The organism is Paracoccus gahaiensis, from assembly GCF_005048225.1.
GTDB classification, from domain to species: Bacteria; Pseudomonadota; Alphaproteobacteria; order Rhodobacterales; family Rhodobacteraceae; genus Paracoccus; species Paracoccus gahaiensis.
The window spans coordinates 92,236-113,833 of record NZ_SUNI01000015.1 but is presented as its reverse complement, the minus strand read 5'-3'; the positions used below and the strand labels follow the sequence as shown (position 1 = coordinate 113,833).

The following is a 21,598-nucleotide window of genomic DNA, read 5'->3' as shown; positions in this document are numbered from 1 at the left end:
GTGGCCGGCGAGCCTGGCCACCACCTCCGGCGCCACTTTGCGACGGCGCATGTATTCGAGCGCTGCGTCGTTGATGACGTAATCCTCGCCACCAGCCTGTAGCAAAGATAGAAAGTTCAATCGTGACTTCGAGCGCCCTGTCCGAAACACGGTGAAGCGGGCACTGCCAATCTGCGTGGTGATCCCGTCGCGGCGGGCATGGCGGGCGCCAGTGTCATCCACGCTGATGAAAGGTGCTGTCGCCAGGCCAGTCCTCAGAACCGCCCGATCTTCCGCCACGAAATCCTCAAGTCGGCTGGTCAGGATCCGCACGACCTGCCGCTTGGAGATCTCCATGCCGATCCCATTCAGGATCGAGGTCAACCGCTCTGTCGTGACCTGCCCCTGGGCATGAAGGACAAGGCAGAACCGGCGCAGGTTAGCGCCAAAGCCGCCGATCAATCCCGCCGGCAAGGGCGCGATGATTGTGTTGCCCTCCGGCGTCAGCCACCGCTCCCGCCGATAGCGGACAAGTTCGGCTGACATGACCAGCTCACGGACCAGGAGGGTTTCATAGCCCTTGAAGCGAGATCCTGCCGGAGCGTCGGTTCTCAGCACCTCTTCACGCGTGACACGGTCTGTGTCGCGCTTGGGTCCCCTTCGCTGAGCCGTCCCGGCTGCCTTGCCAAGGTCGCGGTTCGTTGCCTTTTCCATGCCGGACGGCTTGAAAGGGGGGCGCGGTGGCAGGTTCTTCAGCCGCGCAATCTCGTCGCGCAAGTCTTGGTTTTCGGCTTGCAGAGCAGCCCGGGCAAGTTCGGATTTCTCAAGTTCGCCTCTCAAGTGGGCGACTTGTGCCTCGAGCGCCCCAAACCGTTGCGACAGATCCACAGCGAGCCGACGCAGGGCGTCGGGGGACAGTGGCGCAGATCCATCATCCAAAAGCGGGTTCATACGATCTTGAATCAGACCGAGATCAAGAGCGCAACGATCATGCCCGGGAATCTGCCCCAGTTACTCTTTAGCTGATCCCCAGCCCCAGCCCCAGCCCCAGCCCCAGCCCCAGCCCCAGCCCCAGCCCCAGTTCCAGCCCTATCTTGCCGCGCAGGTGGCTCAGGCCTCCGCACTGGCAGATGCGGCCCGCGACCTTGGGCGGCTGGAGGCCACGTTGCTGGCGCTGCCCGCAGCGGAGGCTGCTGGGACATGCGAACGACTGATCCATCTCGAGGTCGAGGCGATGCTGCGGGCGCAAGGGCTGATGCTGGGTCGAGACGAGATCGGCCGCGTGCTGATGGAGGCACGCGCCGCATCGGACCCTGAGGCGTTGCGTCTGGCGCAGTGGGCTGTCCGCCGGCTGGAAGGGCCGGGGGCTTTGATGGACCTGCCGGCCTTTCCTAGGCTGCATCGCCGCGTCGCATCCTATGGGCGTTGTTGCAGAACTCGGCATTGAAGGAGGGCTTTGCCTTACCCCGTTAAGCTCATGCCACGCGCTCGATCTCGGCAGTGCCGAGTGCATTGAAGCGATTCATGAGGGAGATGCGGATGTGGACCTCGGCGGCTTGCCTATCTGGGTTTCGCGATGCGATACGCTCGCCGAAGGATTTGAAGCAGCGCATTCTTGCCTTGATCCGACTTTGGACGTGGTAGCCGGACCAGTGCTTCTAATTGGCCCTGCCATCCGAGAACACCGGCGGGCGGCCTGGACGTCCTGCCTTGGAGGCCAGCCATACCATGTCCTTGTCCAGCCAGATCAGAAGTGACCCACGGCGCCTCAAGGCGGCATTATAGGACGTCCAGTTCGTCGTGCGGTAGCGGGCAGCTTTTGGTTTGCTCATTCCGAGACGCTTACCTTACCAGTCCGCCCACGTGAATCCTCCGGCAGGCCGAGTTCTGCAACAGCGCCGATCGGCACCATCACCGGCGAAGAAGCGGCCGCGCTCACCAGATTGGCCCCGGTCGCGCATGACAGCGGAACCCTTTGCGGGAAACGAACCATCGCGGGTGGTCGCCGTGCCCTGCGGCACGTGATGTTCCAAGCGGCCTTAGTCGCGGCACATCACAACCCGAGCCTGAGGTCCTTCGCAGATCGCCTCCGCCACGCCGGAAAACCGCACAAGGTCATCATTACCGCCGTCGCGAGAAAGCTGGTCACCATCGCCAACGCTCTGTGCAAAAGCCGTCAGAAATGGATCGCCACGACGACCTGACAGATACAGTTTCTAGCGGACACGCCCGGCCAGCGACTCTGCCGACTGCCGGAGCAGTACGTTCGAGGCAGATCCCAGCAAGAGGAACTGACCCGTCCGAAGCCCCTTGCGCCGTCGCATGTCGATCTGGCCACGCAGGCTTCTGAACAGGCCCGGCATTTGCTGAACCTCGTCAAGAATGACCAGCTTTCCGGCCTGTTCGTCCAGGTACAGATTGGGTTCGGTCAGGACTTGCCGGTCGGAGTCGCGTTCGAGATCGAGGTAGACCGATGGTTGATGTTCTGCGATGCGCCAAGCAAGGGGCGTCTTGCCCACCTGTCGGGGACCCAGAAGGACGCCGGCAGCCTGACTTGCAAGAGCCGATTGAACGGCCTGATCAACGTTTCGCAGATACATACCTTGCACCGGAGCTTTCGAAATGGCGAATGCGCGTCTGGAACCCGCCGGCCTCGTCCGTTCCTCGCATCGTCACCCCCTGTCCTTTCCGTATCACAAGTGAATCATGTTCCGCACATCGGGACGAGCCTCGAGCGAAACGCAGCCTGTCAGGGACCATCGGAACGGGGGGGCTTTGGCAGGAGGTCAAAATTCCCCAAACTTGACAGATTGAATCGGAAATCCTAACGGAAGAACAGCCAGCCATGTTGCGCGTCGATCAAGTGCAGGCATGCAGCTTTTCCCCATGACCCGAATTCACGCGTGTCGCCCAAGGACCCATGATGAAACATCCGATGATTGCCTGCCTGCTTGCCGGCGTTGCCGCCCTTCCCGCTGGCGCCCAGGACGCATCCCCGATCCTGCTGCCCGAGATCACGCTGGAATCCGAAAGCGACACAACGCTTGCGCAGGACGGCTATGTTCCCGGCATCAGCCGCTCGGCGACGAAACTCGACACCCCGGTCGGCAGGATCCCCCAGGCCGTCACGATCATCACGCAGGACCAGATCGAGGATCAGGCCCCGCGCACCCTGAACGAGGCCCTGAGCTATTCCGCCGGTGCGAACCCGAACAATTACGGCTTCGACACCCGGTTCGATGCCTTTTTCCTGCGCGGCTTTCCGGCCTATTACAACGGCTATTTCCGCGACGGGCTGCGCCAGTACACTGCCCCGACAGCCTGGTTCAAGACCGAGCCCTACGGGCTGGAAGGCGTGGCGGTTCTCAAGGGACCCAATTCGTCACTTCATGGCGTCAGCGGGCCGGGCGGCATCGTCAACCTGATCACCAAGCGCCCCAAGAGCGACCGCTTCCGCGAGATCGATGTGACGACAGGCGCCAATGACCGCGCCCAGATCGCCGCCGATTTTTCGGGTCCCTTGTCGGATGGCAGCGATTTCAGCTATCGCTTGACCGGCCTCGTGCGGCAGGCGAACAGCGATCTTCCGGGCTATGCCGACGACAAGACCTATGTCGCCCCGGCCCTGTCCTGGGACAATGGCGTGACGCGGGCGACGCTTCTGGCCGAGCTGTCCAATTCGATGACGGGCGGCACTGCCGCTTTCCACAACCCCGCCTATGGCGAGGTTTCCGCGCTGTATCAGGGCGATCCCGAATACAACGATTTCGATCAGGACCAATGGCGCCTTGGCTACGAGGTCGAACACGATCTGAACGACAGCGTGACGCTGCGCCAAAGCGTCCGGGCCGCCCGCGTGGACATCGACCTGGAATATAGCGGGCATTATGCCCTGGGCGCCGGGCTGGCGCGCTATTGGGGGCACTATAAGGAGGATATCGACACCCTGGCGCTGGACAACGGCCTGCGCTGGCGCGTCGACAGCGGCGCGGTGTCCCATGAGATCCTGGTCGGCATCGACATGACCCGGGCCGATTACGAGACCTACAGCACGATCGGCTATGTCTCGGCGGCCGAGACCGCCGCGGCTGCCGTGCCGTTCGACGGTGCGCAAGAGCAGCGCCAGCTGGGCGCCTATCTGCATGATCAGATGCAATGGGGCCGTTGGGAGGGCTTCGTGAGCGCGCGTTGGGACAATGTCGAGACCACCACCACGACGGCCGACCGTTCCAGCAGCCGACAGGAAGAGAGCGGCCGATCCGGGCGGTTGGCCCTGAGCTATGGCTGGGACAACGGCATCATGGCCTATGGCAGCGTCTCGACCTCTTTCGCACCCAATATCGGCTTCATTTATGACGATCCCGGCGATGACAGCACGCAGCGCGCAGCGCGGCCCACGCAATCCACGCAGCGCGAGATTGGCCTGAAATATGCGCCCGATGGGACCAACCTGCTGCTCTCTGCTGCCATCTTCGACATCGACCAGCGGGATGGGACCGTCCTGGACGTCTCGACGGGCGAGAACCGCCAGCGTCAGCTGGACCTGACCAGCCGCGGGGTCGAGCTGGAGGCGCAGGCAAACTGGGACAATGGCTGGAACCTGATCGCCAGCTATGCCCATCAGCGCGTCCAGATCGAACGGGGTGCGGCAGGCACCGATGGGAACGAGCTGTCCGGGACCCCCAACGACACGCTGTCGCTGTGGGGCAAGTACGATGTCGGGGCGGGGTGGGCCCAGGGCCTCGGACTGGCAGCGGGCTTGCGATATGTCGGCGACAGCTATGGCGACGACGCGAATGTCATCGCCAATGATGATCGCGTCTTTGTCGATCTGGGGGTCAGCTATCAGCCGTCCCGACTGCAGGGGGTCCGCATGCAGCTGAACGTCAAGAACCTCTTTGACGAGCAAAAGCAGACCTGCACCGCCGGGTATTGCTATCGCGACGAGGGCCGCATCTGGACGGCAAGCGTCAGCCGTCGCTTCTGATGAGCGTGTCAGGCGCGTTGCCCGGACGGGGCCTGATCCTGTCCGGGCTTTGGGCCGCCTATGTCGCGCAAAGCGTGATCGGCGGCCTGACCTGGGGCGGGCTGCCCGCCGTGCTGCGGGACCAGGGCTTGCCGCTTGACAGGATCGGCCTGCTGTCGCTGCTGATCGCGCCATGGGCCCTGAAGGTCCTGTGGTCCCCCATGGTGGAAAGATGGCGGTTGCCGCCCGGGCGTGCGCCGCGCAGCGCGGTGCTTGTGTCCCTGTTCGGCTTGATCGCCGTTCTGGGGCTGCTGGCCACCGGGGCCGTGGGGCTGGTCCCGCTGATGCCCGCGCTGGCCTGCCTGATGGTGGTGGCCTTTGCCACCTCGACGGCGGACATCGTGGTGGACGGACATGCGGTCGGGGTCTTGTCGTCAGATCAGCATGGCTGGGGCAATGCCGCCCAGGTCGGAGGCGCCTATGTCGGATCGGCCATCGGGGCAGGGCTGCTGCTTGTCGTGGTGGCGCGGATCGGCTGGACGGGCGCGGTGTGGTCGATGGCTGCCCTGGTGGCGATCCTGCTGGCATGGTTCGCCCTGACGGCGCGGGCGGCCGGCCCCGGCCCTGCGGCGCGGAGCCGGCCCAGCCTGCGTCGCGCCTTGGCGCGCCCCGACATCCGCGAGGGGCTGGTGCTGACGGCGATCTTCGTCATCGCGCAGAAGCTGTCCCTGGGCATGCTCGGGCCGTTCCTGATCGACAGGGGCAATTCGCTTGGGATGGTGGGGCTGCTCAACGGATTTGGCAGCCTTGTCCTTGGGCTTGCGGGGGCGCTGCTGGGCGGGGCGGCGGTCCAGCGATGGGGCGCGCGGACGACGATGACCATGGCCCTGGCCCTGCAGGCCGTGCTGATGTCCTGCCTGGCCCTTGCCGGGGCGGGGGTGGCCCTGCCGCCTGCCGTGCCGGTCGCGGCGGCGCTTGTATCGGGATCGGCGCTGTCGGCCTTCGGGTTCACCGGGCTTTATGCCCAGTTCATGCGCTGGTCTGATCCGGATCAGGGCGGGGTGGATTTCACCCTGTTCCAATGCCTGGACGGAGCGGTCAGCATGGCCCTGGGCTTGACGGCTGGCGTCGTTGCCCAGCATGCGGGCTATGGATTCCTGTTCGGCCTCGGCGCGGTCCTGCCACCTTTGGCCATCCTGATGCTGCGAAGGCTGGCCATCTGCCCGACACGGACAAGCGGGCCCTGATCGGCGCCCGGGCCCCATGCGGGCTGAGATGGCCTGGTCCTCACATCGTCCCGGCCGCGCGGCCATTCCCGGACCGATCCGGCATGCCGCGCCCGGCAGGAGGCGGGGCGCGGCACCTTGAGCCGTCCGGCAGACGACCGGTGCGCCCGGATCAGAACGCGCGGGTCAGCGTGACCTTGACGTTGCGGCCCGGTGCAGGGCCGGTCAGCCAGGTCGCGGGGACATAGGAGCGGTCGGTGACGTTGTCGATGCCGAGGGTCACCTCGATGCCCTGCGCGGTGCCCGCCTGCGGCGACCAGGTGGCAAAGATGTCCTGCACGCCATAGCCCGCCCGGCGGCTTCCATCGGGCTTGTCGCGCCCTGCGGCAAAGGTTCTGAGGGCGCCCACCCGCCAGGACGGCCTGACCTGCCAGGATGCATTTGCCGTCAGGCGATTGTTGGGCAGGCTGTTCAGATCCGCCCCGTCCTGATCCTCGCCCCCGACCACGGCGATGGCGGCGCCCAGGGTCCAGCCGCCCGAGACATAGCTGGCCTCGAATTCGCCGCCATGCAGATAGGCGCGGTCGATGTTAACATAGGCGGGCGTGGGGAAGTGGGCGTTGGTGCGTTCGATCCGGTCGTGGATATGGTTGCGAAAGATCGTCAGCTTGGCCGAGACCTGATCCCCGGCGGCGAACATGTCGGTGGCAGCATAGCTGATCCCGGCCTCCAGATTGCGGCCCGTCTTTTCGGTCATAGGTGTCAAACACGGTGATGGCGAGGCAGTTTGCGCGCAGATAAGCCCAGAGGTTCTCAGTCGGGTTCAGCTCTAGCGCATAGGGCGGAAGCGTCACGATGCTGATGGTGTCGGGGATGCGCAGAGCGCCGGAGTTATGCCAGCCGGCGCCGTCCATGACGAGCACGGCATGGGCGCCCGGCGCGACGGTTTTCGCGATTTTAGCGAGATGGGCGTTGATCGCCGAGATATTAACACGTGGCATGACAAGTGCCGCAGTCGTGGCGCGCGATGGACAGACGGCGCCAAAAATATAGGCCCATTTGTAGCGGGTGTCGCGCGGCGCGCGAGGTCGGGTTCCGCACTCGGCCCAGGTCCGGGTGAGCGTCCCCTGCTGGCCCACTCTGGCTTCATCCTTACATGAGGGTTCGATAGTCAATCTCTGGTTTTGGTTTCCCTTCGATCCGTTGAGTGGAGCTTTGTTTTTGTCGATAAAGGTCCGGGGTCGATCGCTTTAGCAGCCGCGGCTGCATCACCTTACATACGGTCGAGTTTTCACCCGCACCACGTTGCCTCATTCACGAGGCCTTCCCCGGCGAGATGCGACCAACCTGAAACTCGGCGGTTTAAATTGGCCGCCAATGACGAAAACGGTCGCGCGTCCTTCTCGACGCCAGCCAGCGTCCTGCCGGCGTCGATTCTCTTACGCCTTGAGTTCTACACCCTCCGGCAGCACACCAGTCTCGACGTAGCGCCACAGGGCGACGAGTAGTTTGCGCGCCACGGCGACGATTGCGATACGTCGGCTACGTCCGGCCAAGGCGCCGACACGCTCACGGAACCAGGCGACCAGCCCGCTTTCTGGCTGGTAGCGTAGCCAGAGCCAGGCGAGTTGTATCAGCGTTGTCCGCGCTCGAGCGTTCCCTGCACGTCCGATCCCACGATCCTGATCCATAGCGCCGCTCTGATGCGGTGTCGGGGCAATGCCCACATAGCTCGCAAGCTGCCGGCGGTTATCGAAGTGGCGATAGAATACCTCACGCGTGAGCACGGCTGCAAAGTTGTCGCCCACGCCTCGGACGCGCGACAGCGCCGCGACCTTGCGAGAGGTGTCATCGGAGGGCGCCTTCGCCAGCATTGTTGACCGTTCTGCCTCGATCTCCCGGATCAACTCCTGGGTCAGTGTGAGCCTGCGCTTCAGGCGGTCAATCTCCGCACGAAGAAGCGGCGGCATGGCGCGACCGTCCGCTGTCCGCAAAGCGTCCATCTCGGCATCCCAACGACGCAGGGAGGGGCGCTTGCGAATGCCCTGAGTGAGCAAGAGGGCCTCTATGCGGTTCTCGATCCGGACGCGCTCCTGAACGAGACGCTCGCGCTCCCGATGCGGCCGCTTGGCGTCTTCCTCCTCGGGAGTGGGAACGCGGAGGACGCTGCAGATATGGTGGTCGCCCCGATGGCGGGTCATCAGCACTCGCAGCAACCCTTGTGCATCAAGCCGGTCCGTCTTTGCGCGTCGCGATCGGCGGCTGATGAGTATGCTGGTGGGCTCCACGATGACGTTGTCGATGCCGTTCGCGTCCAGAAGCCGATGCAGCCAAAAGCCGTCCGGCCCCGCCTCGAAGCAGGAGGCGACCGTGATGGGTGCCCCAAGGCTAGCCTCGGTGCGTGTGCGATGCGCCGCGACAAAGGCGAGCAGCGCTCCCGTATCCCCCGCCTTCAGGCGATGAAAAACGAGCTTTTCGACGCCAGGCAGTCGCACGGCGACAAGCCAGATCGCCCGACTAAGTTCGAGCGCAACATAGACAGTCGTGTCGGCGGTATTGTCGATGGTTCGCATGATCAGCTCCAAGGGCATGAGGGACCCCGTCACTATCCCCGAAGCCCCGCTTCATAGCATCTGAAACCATACCTCCAATGGCTTCCCGTGCGCCGTCTTCGGCAGGGCAGCTTTTACCGTAGCAGCAAAGTTCTTTTAAATGCCTCCTGTGCCGACGGGTCGGATTTGGGGTGCTGTGGGCGCACCGAAAGGCGGCGGAAGCCAAGGGCTGCCAGCTGCTTGCCGACCGTCCGCTCGTGCATGACCACGCCGAAGCGATCTTCGATCTTGCGCTTGAGATCGACGCAGCGCCAACGGACCACCCCGTCGGCCTCAAGGTCAGGCCCTTCACGGACCATCCGGGCAAGTTCCGCTTTCTGCTCAGAGTTCAGGAGCGGCGTCGGGCCTGCCCAATACCGGTTCGACAGACCGGTGATCCCCTCGGCGTTGTAGCGATGAACCCAATCGCGGAGGGTCTGCCGATCCATGCCGCAGGCCTCCGCCGCCGTCTTGCGATCCGCGCCCTCCAGAACAAGAGCGATCGCCAGGATCCGCCGCACCGCCTTCGCATCCTTTGTGCGCGCCGCCGCCGCCCGAAGCTCGCTTGTCGACATATCCGTTCGAGTGATCTCAACCGCCATCAAAACCTCCATCTCTTGATGGCGATGATTCAGATTTTCAGGTCGAAGGGAATCCCCCGGGTCAGAGCTCAGGGCTGTTGGTATTAGCAGATTGCGGCAGGCTTCGGCCGGTTACTTAGTTCAGGCTGAACAACGCTGCCCGTGGGCGAGATAACCATTTCCTGTCCTGATCACTTGCAAGATAGCGGTCAGAATGAGGGCCAACAAAGCCCTGAGATGGGCCAGGATCTTGCGGATGTTGTGGCCGCAGCCGCAGAGCACGGCAAAGATGGCGTCGCCGGACGTGCCTTTCAGTGGGCAGCGCGACAGGCGTCCGTCTGTCTTCATGTGTCCGATCTCGGGCTCGATGGCGCTGCGTCGCCTCAGCAGCGCTTTCAGCTTTTGCGTCAGGCCGCGGCGGGTGCCGCTGATCAGGACCTTCGTTTCCGACACGCCATGGCCGCGATACCCGCGGTCCACGACGGCCAGCTCCGGGGTCCTGCCAGTCAGGATGGCCACCTGCTCCAGGGCTTCGGGCAAAGTGTGGCCATCGTAAGGATTGCCCGGCAGGGCACGCATGCCCACGACAAAGCCCTCGTCGATGGTGGTGGCCAGGCTGACCTTGGTGCCGAACTCGTAGCGTTTGCGGGCCTTGCCCTTGGAGATGCAATCGACCTCGGGCTCATGCAAGGCGTAGATCTTGCCGCGGCTTTTGGGGGTCTGATGGAGCAGACGACCGACGAGCACGAGAGTGTCCAGAACCCGTTCGCGGAAGGACCCCTCCGCAATCCCGTCCAACTGCCGGCGAATATCCCGCAGGACACGACCGGTGTATCCCCTCAGCTGTTTCAGAGCCTTGCCCATGCGTTTGGACTGCCGGGCATGGGCGTAGCGCCCGATCCGCACCGCCAGGCGCGGCGCGAGACGATTGTAGTTCTGCCGCAACGTGATCCCGCCTTCATTGGCGAGGGCGACAAGCTTTCCACGTGCGGTCTCATACAGGCGCGCATCGGTCGGGTGGGCGATGTTCTTTTCCATCACCGTCGTATCCACGGCGACACGCGACAGGCTGCGATCCTCCACCGCGCCTGATCTGCGCCCGGCCTCGATCGTCTTGGTCAGCAGCCACTCCGCACCTTCTTCGCCGATCCGCTTGCGCCACCGGGTCAGGGAGGATGGGTCGATCGGTGGGCTGTGCTGGAAGAACGTCTCACCGGTAAAATGCTGGTAGTAGGGGTTCTCAACCCAACGAGCGACGACGGCCTCGTCAGAGAGCCGATAGGCGTGCTGAAGATACAGCAGGCCCGCTACCAGCCGCGGCGAGGTTGCCGGCCGCCCTGTCGGGGAGGGAAAGAAACCCGCCCATTCGGTCTCGAAGAACTCCCAGTCAATCAGCGCGGCCAGTTTCGCCAGTTCATGGCGCAGATCGATCATGTCGGTCAGGCGGGGACGCAGGAGATCATCCTGCTCTTCAGCGCGCGGACGAGGCTTCATCACAGCTCCGGAAATTCGCAAGGTTTCAAGTACCAGCATACGAAACCTTGCAATTCCCCGCTATCGCTTTGGGAGAATAAGCAAACAAATCTAAATGGTTAAATGTTGTTCAGGCCGGACTACTTAGTACCGACTATGATATTGGCGGCCCTGATGGCTCTATGCATCGCCAATAGCCAGATTGCCAGGGCTTACAATGCCTGCCGCGCACGTATGGCTGAAAACAGAAATCCGTCGAAGCTCGGATCGTCAGGATCTGAAAGCTGCATCAAGGTATGACTGACGCGGGCAATGTGATCACCCATCGATTTGCGAGCGCGGACGCTGTCTCGCGCGCGTAGTGCCTCAAAGATATCCTGATGATCACCCAGCCACCTGCTGCGGTAGGTTCCGTCGAAAATCCGACTGTGCAGCTTGGCCCACATCCGGCTCCGGGCGCGCCTGTCCCAAAGATCGGTCACCATGCCGACCAAAGCGCCATTCTGCGTCGCCTCGGCGATGAGAAGATGAAAGTTGCGATCGGCAGAGTAATCCCCGTCGCCTTCCTCAATACTGCGACGCTCCTGCTCAAGTGTCCTTCGTAATGCAGCGATATCGGCTTTGGTCACAGTCGCTGCAGCCAATCCAGCCACGGCACTTTCCAGGACCATGCGCGCCTCAAGGAGTTCGAATGGCCCAATGTCATCGTCGACTTTCAATGCCGTCGTGACGGGACTTTTGATCAAGTAGATGCCTGACCCCTGCCGGACCTGCACCAGCCCCTCGACCTCGAGCATCACGATCGCGTCGCGCACGAGGCTGCGCCCCACATCCAGACGCTGCGCGATCTGGCGTTCAGTCAGCAAACGGTCGCCGGGACGAAGACCCTTGGCGCGGATCAGGGTGCGCAGTTCTGCGGCAACGTCCTGATAGCGCCGCTGAGGGGCAGGGGTCATCATGACCCCCATCCGCACGCAAGGCGCGCCGCCTTTGCAATCGCCTGTCTCGCAAGACGCTGACCAAGTGCGGCGCGCGGAAGCATCACTCGGCTTGGGCGCGGATCTGGTCAATCAGCTCGGCCATGTCCTCGCTGCTGGCCCGAGCTTCATCAACCATCGGCTGCACCGCTGTGATGAAAGGAGCCTTGTCGACTTCGTGAACCTCGACACCCATCTCGCTTTTGGCCGCCTCGACGGCTGCGGTCGCCGCATCCCGCCACTCTTCGGCATGCGAGAGCATCGAATTGCGCGCCGCTGTCGACAAGGCAGCCTGTTCCTCGGCCGTCATCTCATCCCATGCGCAGTTCGAGATGAAGACCACGGCAGGGATCAGGGTATGTTCGTCCAGCGAGAAGTGCTTTGCGACCTCGCCGTGACGAGCGGTAGTCAGGGCCGTCGGGTTGTTCTCGGCACCGTCCACGACGCCCTGCTGCAGGGCCGAGTAAAGCTCTCCCCATCCGATAGGGGTCGGGCTGGCGCCCAACAGTTCCACCATGCGAACGGCCGAGGGGCTGGGCTGCACGCGGATCTTCATGCCTTGCAGGTCAGCGGGCGACAGGATCGGCTTGGTTGCATAGAAAGACCGCGCGCCCTCGGTGTAATAGGCCAGACCGCGGATGCCCTGATCAATACCGGAATCCAGGATGCGCTGCCCGATCTCACCAGCGACGACCTGATCGAAATGATCCTCACTTTCGAATAGATAAGGTAGATTGAAAACGCCATAGGTCGGGACGAAGGCTTCAAGTTCAGCCGCATTCGAACGCGCCATGTCCAGCGAGCAGTTCTGGACCTGCTCGGTCGACTCGCGCTGCGTGCCCAACTGACTGTTGGCATAGATGCGGATCGTCACCGATCCGTCGGTCGCCTGCTCAACCTCGTCCGCCATGCGCTGCATGGACAAATGCACCGGGTGATCCTCGGGGTTATTGTGATTTAGGCGTAGCGTGCGGGCCTCTGCAGTGGCGCTCAGCGCCAGCAGGGCCAAGGCAGAGCTACAGGCAAACTTTGTCGCGATGGTCATAGGATCCTCCCTTTAAACTCTGGCATGTATCCGGTCCTTCAGACCGCCGCCATGTCGGAGCAGTCTGACCGGTCATCGGCGGCGGTTGTCAACCAATTTGATAAATAGGTTGACCAATTTTTCTGCCAGCGCCATCCTGCGGCCCAATCGGGCATGCTCGAAGGGGGAGGATCGCATCGTGATCAACATTCGAATACTTGTGGGTGGCCAACCATGAGACGTCTGGCAGATGCCACCCTGCGCCTTGGCATCATCGCCGTCTTCGCGGTCCTGCTGGGTTGCGTCAGCTGGCAGGTCGTCAGCCGCTATGCCTTGGGAACGCCTTCGACCTTGACGGACGAACTGGCGCGGTTTCTGTTCATGTGGCTGGCTCTGGTCGGGGGCGCATATACCTATGGGCAGGGGCGTCATTTGGCGATCGACATGCTCCCGACCGCTCTCAGCGGACGGCGCCGCCAGTTGAACGAGGCGTTGATCACCCTGCTAATCGCTGCCTTCGCGGGGGTCGTCATGATCTGGGGAGGCTTCCAGTTGGTTCAGAGAACCCTTTCCTCGGGACAAATTTCCCCCTCGCTGCAGCTGCCGATGGGTTGGGTCTATGCGGCCGTACCCTTGTCAGGGCTGATCATCATTGCCTATGCGGTTGCAAATCTAATCCGCATTTCACAGGGCGGCACTACGCTGAATCCACCTGAGGACATCCCTGCCCCTTCGACGGAGACCACGCCATGAATTGGGCTGCACTCGTTCTGTTCGGGTCCTTTGGAGCGCTCATGGTCGTTGGGGTTCCCATTGCCTTCGCCATCGGTATCGCCTCGGCCATGACCTTTCTGCTGTTCATGTCGGTCGACCAGACGATCTTCATCGTTGCCCAACAGATGGTATCGGGGATGGACAGCTTTTCGCTGCTGGCAATCCCGTTCTTTATCCTCGCGGGAAACATCATGAACCGGGGCGGCATTGCGCTTCGACTGATCGAGTTCGCCAAGGTCCTGGGCGGGCGGTTGCCGGGTGCGCTGGCGCATTGCAATGTCATCGCCAATATGATGTTCGGGGCGATCTCGGGATCAGCCGTGGCGTCCGCCGCGGCGGTCGGAGGGGTCATGGCTCCCTTGCAGCGCAAGGAGGGCTACGACCCCGCCTTTTCGGCGGCTGTCAACATCGCCTCCAGCCCGACGGGCCTGCTGATTCCGCCCTCGACCACGCTGATCGTCTTTTCGTTGATCACCGGCGGCACGTCGATCTCGGCGCTGTTCGTAGCGGGCTATGTCCCAGGGATCCTGCTGGGGCTGTCGCTGATGATCGTGGCGGGCATCATCGCAAAGCGGCGCGGCTATCCGGTAGCGCCGCGCCCCAGCCTGGCTGAAGTGCAGCGGAAGACGCTGGACGCGATCCTGCCCTTGGGGCTGATCATCGTCATCATGGGCGGCATCATCGGCGGTATCTTCACCGCGACCGAGGCATCGGCGGCGGCAGTCCTTTATTCGCTGCTGCTGGCGCTTGTCTGGTATCGCGAGATCGGCCTGCGCGACCTTCCGAGGATCTTCCTGGATAGCGCAGTGACGACGACTGTGGTCCTGTTCATGATCGGTACTTCGATCGCAATGTCCCGCGCGATGGCTTATGGGGATATCCCCTTCGTGCTGTCGGACTATCTGCTGCAACTGTCGGACAATCCGCTGGTAATTCTTCTGATCATCAACGTGGCGCTGCTGGTCATCGGCACCTTCATGGACATGACCCCCGCATTGCTGATCTTCACGCCGATCTTTTATCCCGTAGTCACCGACCTGGGCATGGATCCCGTGCATTTTGGCATCATGATGACGCTGAACCTGTCCATCGGGATCTGTACGCCCCCGGTCGGGTCAGCCTTGTTTGTGGGGTGTTCGGTGGGTGGCGTTCCGATCGCCCGGGTGATCCGCCCGATGCTGCCGCTCTATGCTGCGATGATTGTCTTGCTGGTAGCGGTCACCTTCATTCCTGAAATCAGCCTCGCCCTGCCGCGCTGGCTGTTGAATTACGGCGGTTGAGACAATGAAGACCTTGAAGAACTGGACCTTGGCCGGGCGCGAGGGGGCCACCGTCACCCTCTCCCTGCAGGGCGGTCGCTGGATGCGCATCAGCGTGCTGGAACAGGACCTGATCAGGGTTTCAGTTCTGGGGGCTGAGGGCTGGCGGTTGGACCGCAGCTGGTCCGTCGCCCCGCAGCAGGACGTGCCCTTCGAGGGGCGGCATCGCGATCTGCTGGACGGCTTCACCTGCCCCGATTTCGCGCTGGAGGAGGCCGAGGCCGGGCTCAAACTGACGACCGGGACGCTGCGCTTGACCGTCGCCTGGCCCCTGCAGCTCATCTGGGAGGTACATCTGGACGACGGCTGGCGCGTCTTCGCCGCAGACCGCCCCACCGGCGCCTATATGGCCGGGACTCGCGATCATGCCCATGCGCATTTCCTGCGCCGAGACCCCGCCGAGCTGGTCTATGGACTGGGGGAAAAGGCAGGCGATCTGGAACGCTCCGGACGGCGCTTCGAGATGCGCAATCTGGACGCGATGGGCTATGACGCGGAAACGACAGACCCGCTTTACAAGCATATTCCTTTCACCCTGACCCGGACCCCCGAGGCGGGCTGCTGGTCCGTCTTCTACGACAATCTCGCCAATTGCTGGTTCGATCTGGGCAACGAGCTGGACAACTACCACACCGCTTATCGGGTCTATCGCGCCGAGGACGGCGATCTGGACTATTACATGGCTTGGTCGCCGGATCTGGCCGGGTTGACCCGCAAGCAGGCCTGGCTGACCGGCGGCACCGCCTTTCCGCCCCGCTGGTCACTTGGGTATTCTGGCTCGACCATGAGCTATACCGATGCGCCGGATGCGCAGGCGCAGGTCGCTGGTTTCCTTGACCAGATCACCGCCCATCAGTTGCCTTGCGACAGCTTCCAGATGTCCTCGGGCTATACCTCGATCGGTCCGAAACGATATGTCTTCCACTGGAACCTGGCGAAGTTCCCCGACATTGATGCGATGACCGCGCAGTTCGCGGATGCTGACATGCATCTGATCGCCAATATCAAGCCTTGCCTGCTGCACGACCATCCCCGCTATGCCGCCGCCGCGCAGGCAGGGCTGTTCATCCGCGACAGCGAGGGGGACGGACCCGAGATCTCGGTCTTCTGGGATGACGAGGGCTCGCATCTGGATTTCACCAACCCCGCCACGCTGGACTGGTGGAAGGATAACATCACGAGCGAATTGTTGCACCATGGCATTGGCTCGACTTGGAACGACAACAACGAATACGAAATCTGGGACCGCGGCGCCCGCTGCCACGGCTTCGGACAGCCGATCGACATCGCGCTGATCCGCCCCCTGCAACCGGTGCTGATGACACGCGCCTCGCGCGATGCGCAGGTGGCCCATGCCCCCGAGGTGCGGCCCTATCTGATCAGCCGCTCGGGCGCGCCGGGGATCCAGCGCTATGCGCAGACCTGGACGGGCGACAACCGGACGGAATGGAAGACGCTGCGCTACAACAACCGGATGGGCCTTGGCCTGTCCATGTCAGGCATCTTCAACATCGGGCATGACGTGGGGGGCTTTTCCGGACCAAGACCGGGTCCCGAGCTGTTCCTGCGATGGGTGCAGAACGGCATCTTCCACCCCCGCTTCACGATTCATTCTTGGAACGACGACGCCACGGTGAACGAGCCTTGGATGTATCCGGAGATCCTACCGCAAATGCGTGCGGCGCTGGCACTGCGCTATCAACTTATTCCCTATCTCTACACTCTCCTGTGGCAGGCAGTGACCCAGCATCAGCCGATGCTGCGCCCGACCCTTCTGGATCACCCTGACGATCCTCGCTGCCGTCAGGAAAATGACGAGTTTCTGTTGGGGCGCGACCTGCTGGTGGCTACCGTGATCGAGGAAGGCGCGGCTGCGCGCGACCTGTGGCTGCCTGAAAACGGTACGGGCTGGTGGGATATTCACTCAGGGCAATATCATGCCCCCGGACAGCAGCTAAGCATGCCCGTCAATCTGGACACGATGCCAGTGTTTGTGCGTGCAGGAGCCGTGCTGCCATTGTCCCTAGGTGCCATGCGAGCCGACCCGTCCTGCGACCAAGGCCGCAGATTGGCCGTCTTTCCCGCGCCGGGAAATTTTCACGACGAAAGCCTCCTTTACGAAGATGACGGACAGTCCCCCGATGCCCTGGATGGCAATCACTGGTGCCTGTGCATAACCTTAACCGGTCGCAGCGATGTCCTCGACGTTACCCTGACTGCCGCTGGACATTGGCTTCCCGCGTGGGATCGTTTGGAATTGTCTCTACCTGCAGGTGAGCATCGCCCCCTTCGGGTTAATGGAAAAGAAACTAAAGTACTTTATCTAAAAGATATTCCTAATTCTTAGGCCGTATAGCAATTGTGTCTAACTGATAGGCTTTGCTTGCCATGGGATGCTTGATTTAAGGCATGGCGTTTGCGATGGTTGCGGGTCTGCGTGTGATGGCGTCAATAATGAGCTTGTGCGATTTGCCCCGCGTTTTAAGCCGCAATGCGACCGGCATAAGAACCGGATTGTGACAAGTGGCGGCAAGTGCGTCTGTGTACAACACATGCCGCACGGCTCGGCGCCCTCCGGCGATCGCCCCGCCTGCCTCGCATCGATCCACTATAGTGTGGCACGGCTGCGACCTCACCGGCGGTCATCCCATCAAGTTCCGGCCTGTCCGCAATCAGCATGACCGCAGAAACCGGGCCGATACCGGGAATTGAACGCAGGAGTTTCGCTTTGGCGGCAGAAGTTTCTTCCTGCGCGATGACGCTCTCGCTCCGGCGATCAAGGGTACCAATTTGGATCTTCAACACGGTCTTGAGATCCTCATCCAGGCTTTCGACATCGGCAGGAACGCTCTGCTTCTTCCGCGCATTGATTTGCGCTGCAAGCCGCTTGCGCATATCGACGATCTGGGCCCTCCGTGGTGTCAACGCTCCAAGAATAAGGAGGTTCTTACTCGGCAACCTTCGTCCAGCGTCTGGCCAGAAAAGAATGAACCAGGCGATAAGTTCTGCATCCGGCGGTCCAAGGTTGGGGAGCAGCGCAACGGTTGCTCTGCTCCCTGAAAACTGGACCGTTTGAAACTGGAGTTTTCGGTTAACCTTCCCTGGCTGGGAGAGGAGCTGAGAACGATGAAAGCATCGAGGTTCACGGAGGCGCAGAAGGCGTTTGTCCTGAGGCAGGGCGAGGAAGGCACGCCGGTGGCCGAGGTCTGCCGGAAGGCGGGGATCAGCCAGGCGACCTACTTCAACTGGAAGAAGCGGTATGGCGGGCTGCTGCCTGACGAGATGCGCCGGCTGAAGGCGCTGGAAGACGAGAACAGCCGGTTGAAGAAGATCGTGGCCGACCTGACTTTGGATCGGGAAATGCTGCAGGATGTCATCCGCCGAAAGCTCTGAGGCCTGCCCGGACACGGGAACTGGTCGACGGGATGTTAGTGAGCTGGGGCATATCGATCCGCCGGGCATGTGAGGCCCTGCGCTTTGACCCGTCGAGCTACCATTACAAATCCCGCCGAACCGGGCAGGCCGCATTGGAACTGAGGATCCGGGAGATATGCGAAACACGGGTGCGCTACGGATATCGGCGTGTCCATGTCTTGCTGCGACGGGAGGGCTGGCAGGTGAACATCAAGAAGACGCGCAGGATTTACAATGAGTTGGGTCTGCAGCTCAGGAACAAGAATCCAAAACGTCGGGTGAAGGCGAAGCTGCGCGATGATCGCCAGGAGGCAGTCGGACCGAACGATGTCTGGGCCATGGATTTTGTTCATGACCAACTCGCCCTCGGCAACAAGCTGCGGATCCTGACGATCGTGGATACGCATTCCCGTTTCTGTCCAGCAGCCGACCCGCGCTTTGCTTACCGCGGTGAGGATGTGGTCCGGACCCTGGAACGGGTCTGTGCCGAGGTCGGCTATCCCAGGACGATCCGAGTCGACAATGGCAGCGAATTTATCTCTCGCGATCTCGACCTGTGGGCTTATGCCAACGACGTTACCCTGGACTTCTCACGCCCTGGAAAGCCTACTGACAATGGCTTTATCGAGGCGTTCAACAGCAAGCTCCGGTCCGAATGCCTGAACGCGCACTGGTTCATGAGCCTTGCGGACGCGCAGGAAAAACTGGAGACTTGGCGTAGGCACTACAACGAGGACCGACCTCATAGTGCGATCGGATATAACGTCCCGATCGCCCTGCATTATCCCGGCGGCGCAGCCAGCCCGTCGCCATGACCGAGCCGGAAAACTCCAGCATCCGGCGGTCCAAGGTTGGGGAGCAGCGCACGGTCCGGCAGCCTCTCGTTATGAACGAGGGACTAATGGGGGGCAGGTCATGAGGAAAAGCCGGATCAGCCGAATAGTCCGCATATGCGAAAGCCATTGATGCTGCATGAGGTCTTGCGATGGCGCTATGCACAGATGATATGTTCACATCAGATCATTTTGGCAGGACATGATGGCTCGACCTACAATTTCTGACCTGGCCCAAGCCGCCAAGGTCAGTACCGCCACCGTCGACCGGGTCCTGAACGGCCGCCCAAATGTGCGAGAAGAAACCGTCCGGCGCGTCCATCAAGCCGCCGAAGAGATCGGATACCACGCAGCAAACGTGATCCGGCAACGGATGCTGGCCGACCGGCCCGAATTGCGTTTGGGGCTGGTTCTGCAAAAGCCGCGCCATCAATTCTATCAGGAGGCGTTGGCAACCTTCGAACGCCAAGCGCGCGCGAACACGGAAAGCAGGGTGCAGATCCTGCCGCGCTTCCTTGAGACAACGCAGGCCTCCGAACTGGCCGAAGTGCTGCTGTCCCTGAAGGGGCGGGTCGATGCCATCGCCGCCACCGGTCAGGATCATCATCTGGTGACGCAGGCCGTGCAAGTGCTGCGCGATGCGGGAACGCCGGTCTTTTCGCTGCTGTCGGATTTCGCGCAGGGCGTACGCGAAAGTTATTTCGGAATGAACAATTTAAAGGTCGGGCGCATCGCTGGCTGGTTCATCTCAAAGCTCTCGGTGCAGCAGGGCAAGGTCGGGCTTTTTATCGGGGGCTCGCGGTTTCATGGGCATGAACTGCGCGAGACGGGGTTTCGCAGCTTTTTCCGTGACGAAGCGGGCGGATTTCAGTTGCTTGACACGCAGATCAACCTGGAAACCCGACAACTGACTTACGAAGCAACGATCAACCTGCTGACCCGTCATCCCGACCTGGCCGGCTTTTACGTGGCGGGCGGCGGGATGGAGGGTGCGATCCAGGCCGTTCGGGAAATGCAGGCGGGCCACCGCGTGGTGCTGATCGTGAACGAGTTGACTCCCGACTCGCAGGCGGGCCTGCAGGACGGGGTTCTCAGCATCGTGCTGGCAACGCCCATGCGCGACGTGGCCGGGCAAGTGATCGCGATGGCACAGTCAATCCAGACGAACGGCATGGCCGCGGTTCCAGGCCAGCGCTTTCTGCCCTGCGAGGTCTGGACCCCGGAAAGCGATATGATGAGGTAATTACATCATCGAGGCGGCACGTTTACATCACCATTGATGTTATCTGCCGGTGATGATCGTTGACCGATTGTCCTGACTCCGGGCATCTTCCTGTCCAGCGGGGGGACGTGGAGGTCCCTCGCCCCTGTTGCACAAGCACTCCGTTTGCAGCGCCTTTGGGCGTCCGGATGCTCATTGCCTGCAGGCAACACCGGCGCCGATGCGCCACTCGAGGAGGAGATCGACGTGACGAAATTCCTGATGACCACGGCCCTGATGGCCAGTCTGGGCTCTGCTGCCGCTGCCGAGAACATCGGTGTGTCGATGGCACTGTTCGACGACAATTTCCTGACCGTGCTGCGCGGCGGTATGCAGGATTATGCTGCGACGCTGGACGACGTCAGTCTGCAGATCGAGGATGCCCAGAACGACGTGGGCCGCCAGCTGAACCAGATCCAGAACTTCGTGGCCTCGGGTGTCGATGCGATCATCGTCAATCCGGTCGACACGGATGCCACCATCGCCATGTCCAATCTGGCCGCAGAGGCGGGCATCCCGTTGGTCTATGTGAACCGCCAGCCGGTCAATCTGGACGAACTGCCCGAAGGTCAGGCCTTCGTCGCTTCGGACGAGCTGGAGTCGGGAACTTTGCAGACGCAGGAGATCTGTCGGCTCCTGCAGGAACAGGGCAAGGGCGAGGGTGCCCGCGCAGTCGTCATGATGGGCGAACTGTCCAATCAGGCTGCCCGCATCCGCACCCAGGACATCAAGGATGTGATTGCCACCGACGAGTGCAGCTTCATCGAGATTGTCGAGGAACAGACCGCCATGTGGTCGCGGACCCAAGGCACTGACCTGATGACCAACTGGCTGTCGGCGGGGATCGAATTCGACGCCGTGATTTCCAACAATGACGAGATGGCGATCGGTGCGATCCAGGCACTGAAAACCTCCGGCGTGGCGATGGACGAGGTCATCGTGGGCGGCATTGACGCTACTGCCGATGCTCTGGCCGCGATGGAGGCAGGTGATCTCGACGTGACCGTCTTCCAGAACGCTGCGGGGCAGGGCGAGGGCGCCGTCGACGCGGCCCTGAAGCTGGCGCGCGGCGAAGAGGTCGAACAGAAGGTCTTCGTGCCCTTCGAACTGGTGACGCCCGAGAACCTGGCCGACTACCAGAACTGAACGCTTGGCCGGGCCGCCTTGCCGGCCCGGCCTG

At 62.2% G+C, this 21,598-nt stretch carries 18 protein-coding genes and 4 pseudogenes; 9 read left to right on the top strand and 13 right to left on the bottom strand.

Annotated elements, in window-relative coordinates:
* From FA743_RS14770 to FA743_RS20945, 4 genes and pseudogenes are all read right to left on the bottom strand, one after another.
* The coding region (locus FA743_RS14770) for a transposase (protein ID WP_136886859.1) at positions 1-930 on the bottom strand (930 nt) is incomplete at its 3' end.
* A gap of 67 nt (positions 931-997) precedes the next feature.
* Positions 998-1,228, bottom strand: a complete 231-nt coding sequence (locus FA743_RS14765; RefSeq protein ID WP_169308905.1) for a hypothetical protein — start codon at positions 1,226-1,228, stop codon at positions 998-1,000.
* Between the two features lie 226 nt (positions 1,229-1,454).
* Positions 1,455-1,637, bottom strand: a pseudogene (locus tag FA743_RS20950) (IS5/IS1182 family transposase); the annotation flags it as partial.
* A 15-nt stretch (positions 1,638-1,652) separates the two neighbouring features.
* Positions 1,653-1,811 (bottom strand): annotated as a pseudogene (locus tag FA743_RS20945) (IS5/IS1182 family transposase); the annotation flags it as partial.
* Between FA743_RS20945 and FA743_RS20940 the strand changes: the two are divergent.
* Positions 1,758-2,183 carry a transposase gene (locus tag FA743_RS20940; RefSeq protein WP_136886874.1) on the top strand — a complete coding sequence of 142 codons (426 nt, stop codon included), beginning with the start codon at positions 1,758-1,760 and terminating at the stop codon, positions 2,181-2,183. The pseudogene FA743_RS20945 and the gene FA743_RS20940 overlap by 54 nt on opposite strands.
* A 12-nt stretch (positions 2,184-2,195) precedes the next feature.
* Here FA743_RS20940 and FA743_RS14750 read toward each other — a convergent pair whose 3' ends face one another.
* Positions 2,196-2,579: an AAA family ATPase gene (locus FA743_RS14750; protein ID WP_425467190.1), complete on the bottom strand. Its 384-nt coding sequence runs from the start codon at positions 2,577-2,579 to the stop codon at positions 2,196-2,198.
* A gap of 323 nt (positions 2,580-2,902) precedes the next feature.
* On the opposite strand from FA743_RS14750, the gene FA743_RS14745 reads away from it, so the two are divergent.
* Both FA743_RS14745 and FA743_RS14740 read left to right on the top strand, forming a co-directional pair.
* On the top strand, positions 2,903-4,966 hold the full coding sequence (locus tag FA743_RS14745) for a TonB-dependent siderophore receptor (protein WP_211242288.1): 2,064 nt from the start codon (positions 2,903-2,905) through the stop codon (positions 4,964-4,966).
* Positions 4,966-6,192: an MFS transporter gene (locus FA743_RS14740; protein WP_136886857.1), complete on the top strand. Its 1,227-nt coding sequence runs from the start codon at positions 4,966-4,968 to the stop codon at positions 6,190-6,192. Before FA743_RS14745 ends, FA743_RS14740 begins: the two co-directional genes overlap by 1 nt.
* Positions 6,193-6,343: 151 nt before the next feature.
* Here FA743_RS14740 and FA743_RS14735 read toward each other — a convergent pair whose 3' ends face one another.
* From FA743_RS14735 to FA743_RS14705, 7 genes and pseudogenes are all read right to left on the bottom strand, one after another.
* On the bottom strand, positions 6,344-6,937 hold the full coding sequence (locus FA743_RS14735; protein WP_342774404.1) for a TonB-dependent receptor: 594 nt from the start codon (positions 6,935-6,937) through the stop codon (positions 6,344-6,346).
* Positions 6,927-7,325: pseudogene (locus tag FA743_RS20660) on the bottom strand (IS630 family transposase); the annotation flags it as partial. The gene FA743_RS14735 and the pseudogene FA743_RS20660, both read right to left, overlap by 11 nt.
* Before the next feature lie 285 nt (positions 7,326-7,610).
* Entirely contained in the window at positions 7,611-8,744 is a 1,134-nt protein-coding gene (locus FA743_RS14725; RefSeq protein WP_136886871.1) for an IS110 family RNA-guided transposase, read from the bottom strand.
* Between the two features lie 60 nt (positions 8,745-8,804).
* Positions 8,805-9,367 (bottom strand): annotated as a pseudogene (locus FA743_RS14720) (IS630 family transposase); the annotation flags it as partial.
* Between the two features lie 117 nt (positions 9,368-9,484).
* Positions 9,485-10,837: an IS5 family transposase gene (locus FA743_RS14715; protein WP_136886870.1), complete on the bottom strand. Its 1,353-nt coding sequence runs from the start codon at positions 10,835-10,837 to the stop codon at positions 9,485-9,487.
* A gap of 191 nt (positions 10,838-11,028) precedes the next feature.
* Entirely contained in the window at positions 11,029-11,775 is a 747-nt protein-coding gene (locus FA743_RS14710) for an FCD domain-containing protein (protein WP_246054978.1), read from the bottom strand.
* Between the two features lie 82 nt (positions 11,776-11,857).
* Positions 11,858-12,838, bottom strand: a complete 981-nt coding sequence (locus tag FA743_RS14705) for a TRAP transporter substrate-binding protein (protein WP_136886853.1) — start codon at positions 12,836-12,838, stop codon at positions 11,858-11,860.
* A gap of 213 nt (positions 12,839-13,051) precedes the next feature.
* On the opposite strand from FA743_RS14705, the gene FA743_RS14700 reads away from it, so the two are divergent.
* Genes FA743_RS14700 through FA743_RS14690 form a run of 3 tightly spaced genes read left to right on the top strand, consistent with a single transcriptional unit; the run spans position 13,052 to position 17,257 of the window.
* The gene (locus tag FA743_RS14700) at positions 13,052-13,570 is read left to right on the top strand and encodes a TRAP transporter small permease (RefSeq protein ID WP_136886852.1); all 519 of its coding nucleotides are present in this window, start codon (positions 13,052-13,054) and stop codon (positions 13,568-13,570) included.
* Positions 13,567-14,871, top strand: a complete 1,305-nt coding sequence (locus FA743_RS14695) for a TRAP transporter large permease (protein WP_136886851.1) — start codon at positions 13,567-13,569, stop codon at positions 14,869-14,871. Before FA743_RS14700 ends, FA743_RS14695 begins: the two co-directional genes overlap by 4 nt.
* 4 nt (positions 14,872-14,875) lie before the next feature.
* Positions 14,876-17,257 carry a glycoside hydrolase family 31 protein gene (locus FA743_RS14690; RefSeq protein WP_136886850.1) on the top strand — a complete coding sequence of 794 codons (2,382 nt, stop codon included), beginning with the start codon at positions 14,876-14,878 and terminating at the stop codon, positions 17,255-17,257.
* 134 nt (positions 17,258-17,391) lie between these two features.
* Here the strand turns inward: FA743_RS14690 and FA743_RS14685 are convergent, their stop codons facing one another.
* Positions 17,392-17,868, bottom strand: a complete 477-nt coding sequence (locus FA743_RS14685) for a hypothetical protein (protein WP_169308902.1) — start codon at positions 17,866-17,868, stop codon at positions 17,392-17,394.
* A 168-nt stretch (positions 17,869-18,036) separates the two neighbouring features.
* On the opposite strand from FA743_RS14685, the gene FA743_RS14675 reads away from it, so the two are divergent.
* From FA743_RS14675 to FA743_RS14665, 3 genes are all read left to right on the top strand, one after another.
* Positions 18,037-19,139, top strand: a protein-coding gene (locus tag FA743_RS14675) for an IS3 family transposase (protein WP_136886847.1) whose coding sequence is annotated in 2 segments (ribosomal slippage) — positions 18,037-18,298 and positions 18,298-19,139 — 1,104 coding nt in all. Because the reading frame shifts where the segments join, the coding sequence is not laid out codon by codon here.
* A 223-nt stretch (positions 19,140-19,362) separates the two neighbouring features.
* The gene (locus FA743_RS14670) at positions 19,363-20,400 is read left to right on the top strand and encodes a LacI family DNA-binding transcriptional regulator (protein WP_136886846.1); all 1,038 of its coding nucleotides are present in this window, start codon (positions 19,363-19,365) and stop codon (positions 20,398-20,400) included.
* A gap of 225 nt (positions 20,401-20,625) precedes the next feature.
* Complete coding sequence (locus FA743_RS14665; RefSeq protein WP_169308901.1) at positions 20,626-21,564, top strand: sugar ABC transporter substrate-binding protein; 939 nt, start codon at positions 20,626-20,628, stop codon at positions 21,562-21,564.
* Positions 21,565-21,598 lie beyond the last annotated feature (34 nt).

Coding starts and splice junctions, on each gene's coding strand:
- FA743_RS14750 (WP_425467190.1), bottom strand. CDS start 2,579: ATGTATCTGCGAAACGTTGATCAGGCCGTTCAATCGGCTCTTGCAAGT.
- FA743_RS14745 (WP_211242288.1), top strand. CDS start 2,903: ATGAAACATCCGATGATTGCCTGCCTGCTTGCCGGCGTTGCCGCCCTT.
- FA743_RS14740 (WP_136886857.1), top strand. CDS start 4,966: ATGAGCGTGTCAGGCGCGTTGCCCGGACGGGGCCTGATCCTGTCCGGG.
- FA743_RS14725 (WP_136886871.1), bottom strand. CDS start 8,744: ATGCGAACCATCGACAATACCGCCGACACGACTGTCTATGTTGCGCTC.
- FA743_RS14715 (WP_136886870.1), bottom strand. CDS start 10,837: ATGAAGCCTCGTCCGCGCGCTGAAGAGCAGGATGATCTCCTGCGTCCC.
- FA743_RS14710 (WP_246054978.1), bottom strand. CDS start 11,775: ATGATGACCCCTGCCCCTCAGCGGCGCTATCAGGACGTTGCCGCAGAA.
- FA743_RS14705 (WP_136886853.1), bottom strand. CDS start 12,838: ATGACCATCGCGACAAAGTTTGCCTGTAGCTCTGCCTTGGCCCTGCTG.
- FA743_RS14700 (WP_136886852.1), top strand. CDS start 13,052: ATGAGACGTCTGGCAGATGCCACCCTGCGCCTTGGCATCATCGCCGTC.
- FA743_RS14695 (WP_136886851.1), top strand. CDS start 13,567: ATGAATTGGGCTGCACTCGTTCTGTTCGGGTCCTTTGGAGCGCTCATG.
- FA743_RS14690 (WP_136886850.1), top strand. CDS start 14,876: ATGAAGACCTTGAAGAACTGGACCTTGGCCGGGCGCGAGGGGGCCACC.
- FA743_RS14670 (WP_136886846.1), top strand. CDS start 19,363: ATGGCTCGACCTACAATTTCTGACCTGGCCCAAGCCGCCAAGGTCAGT.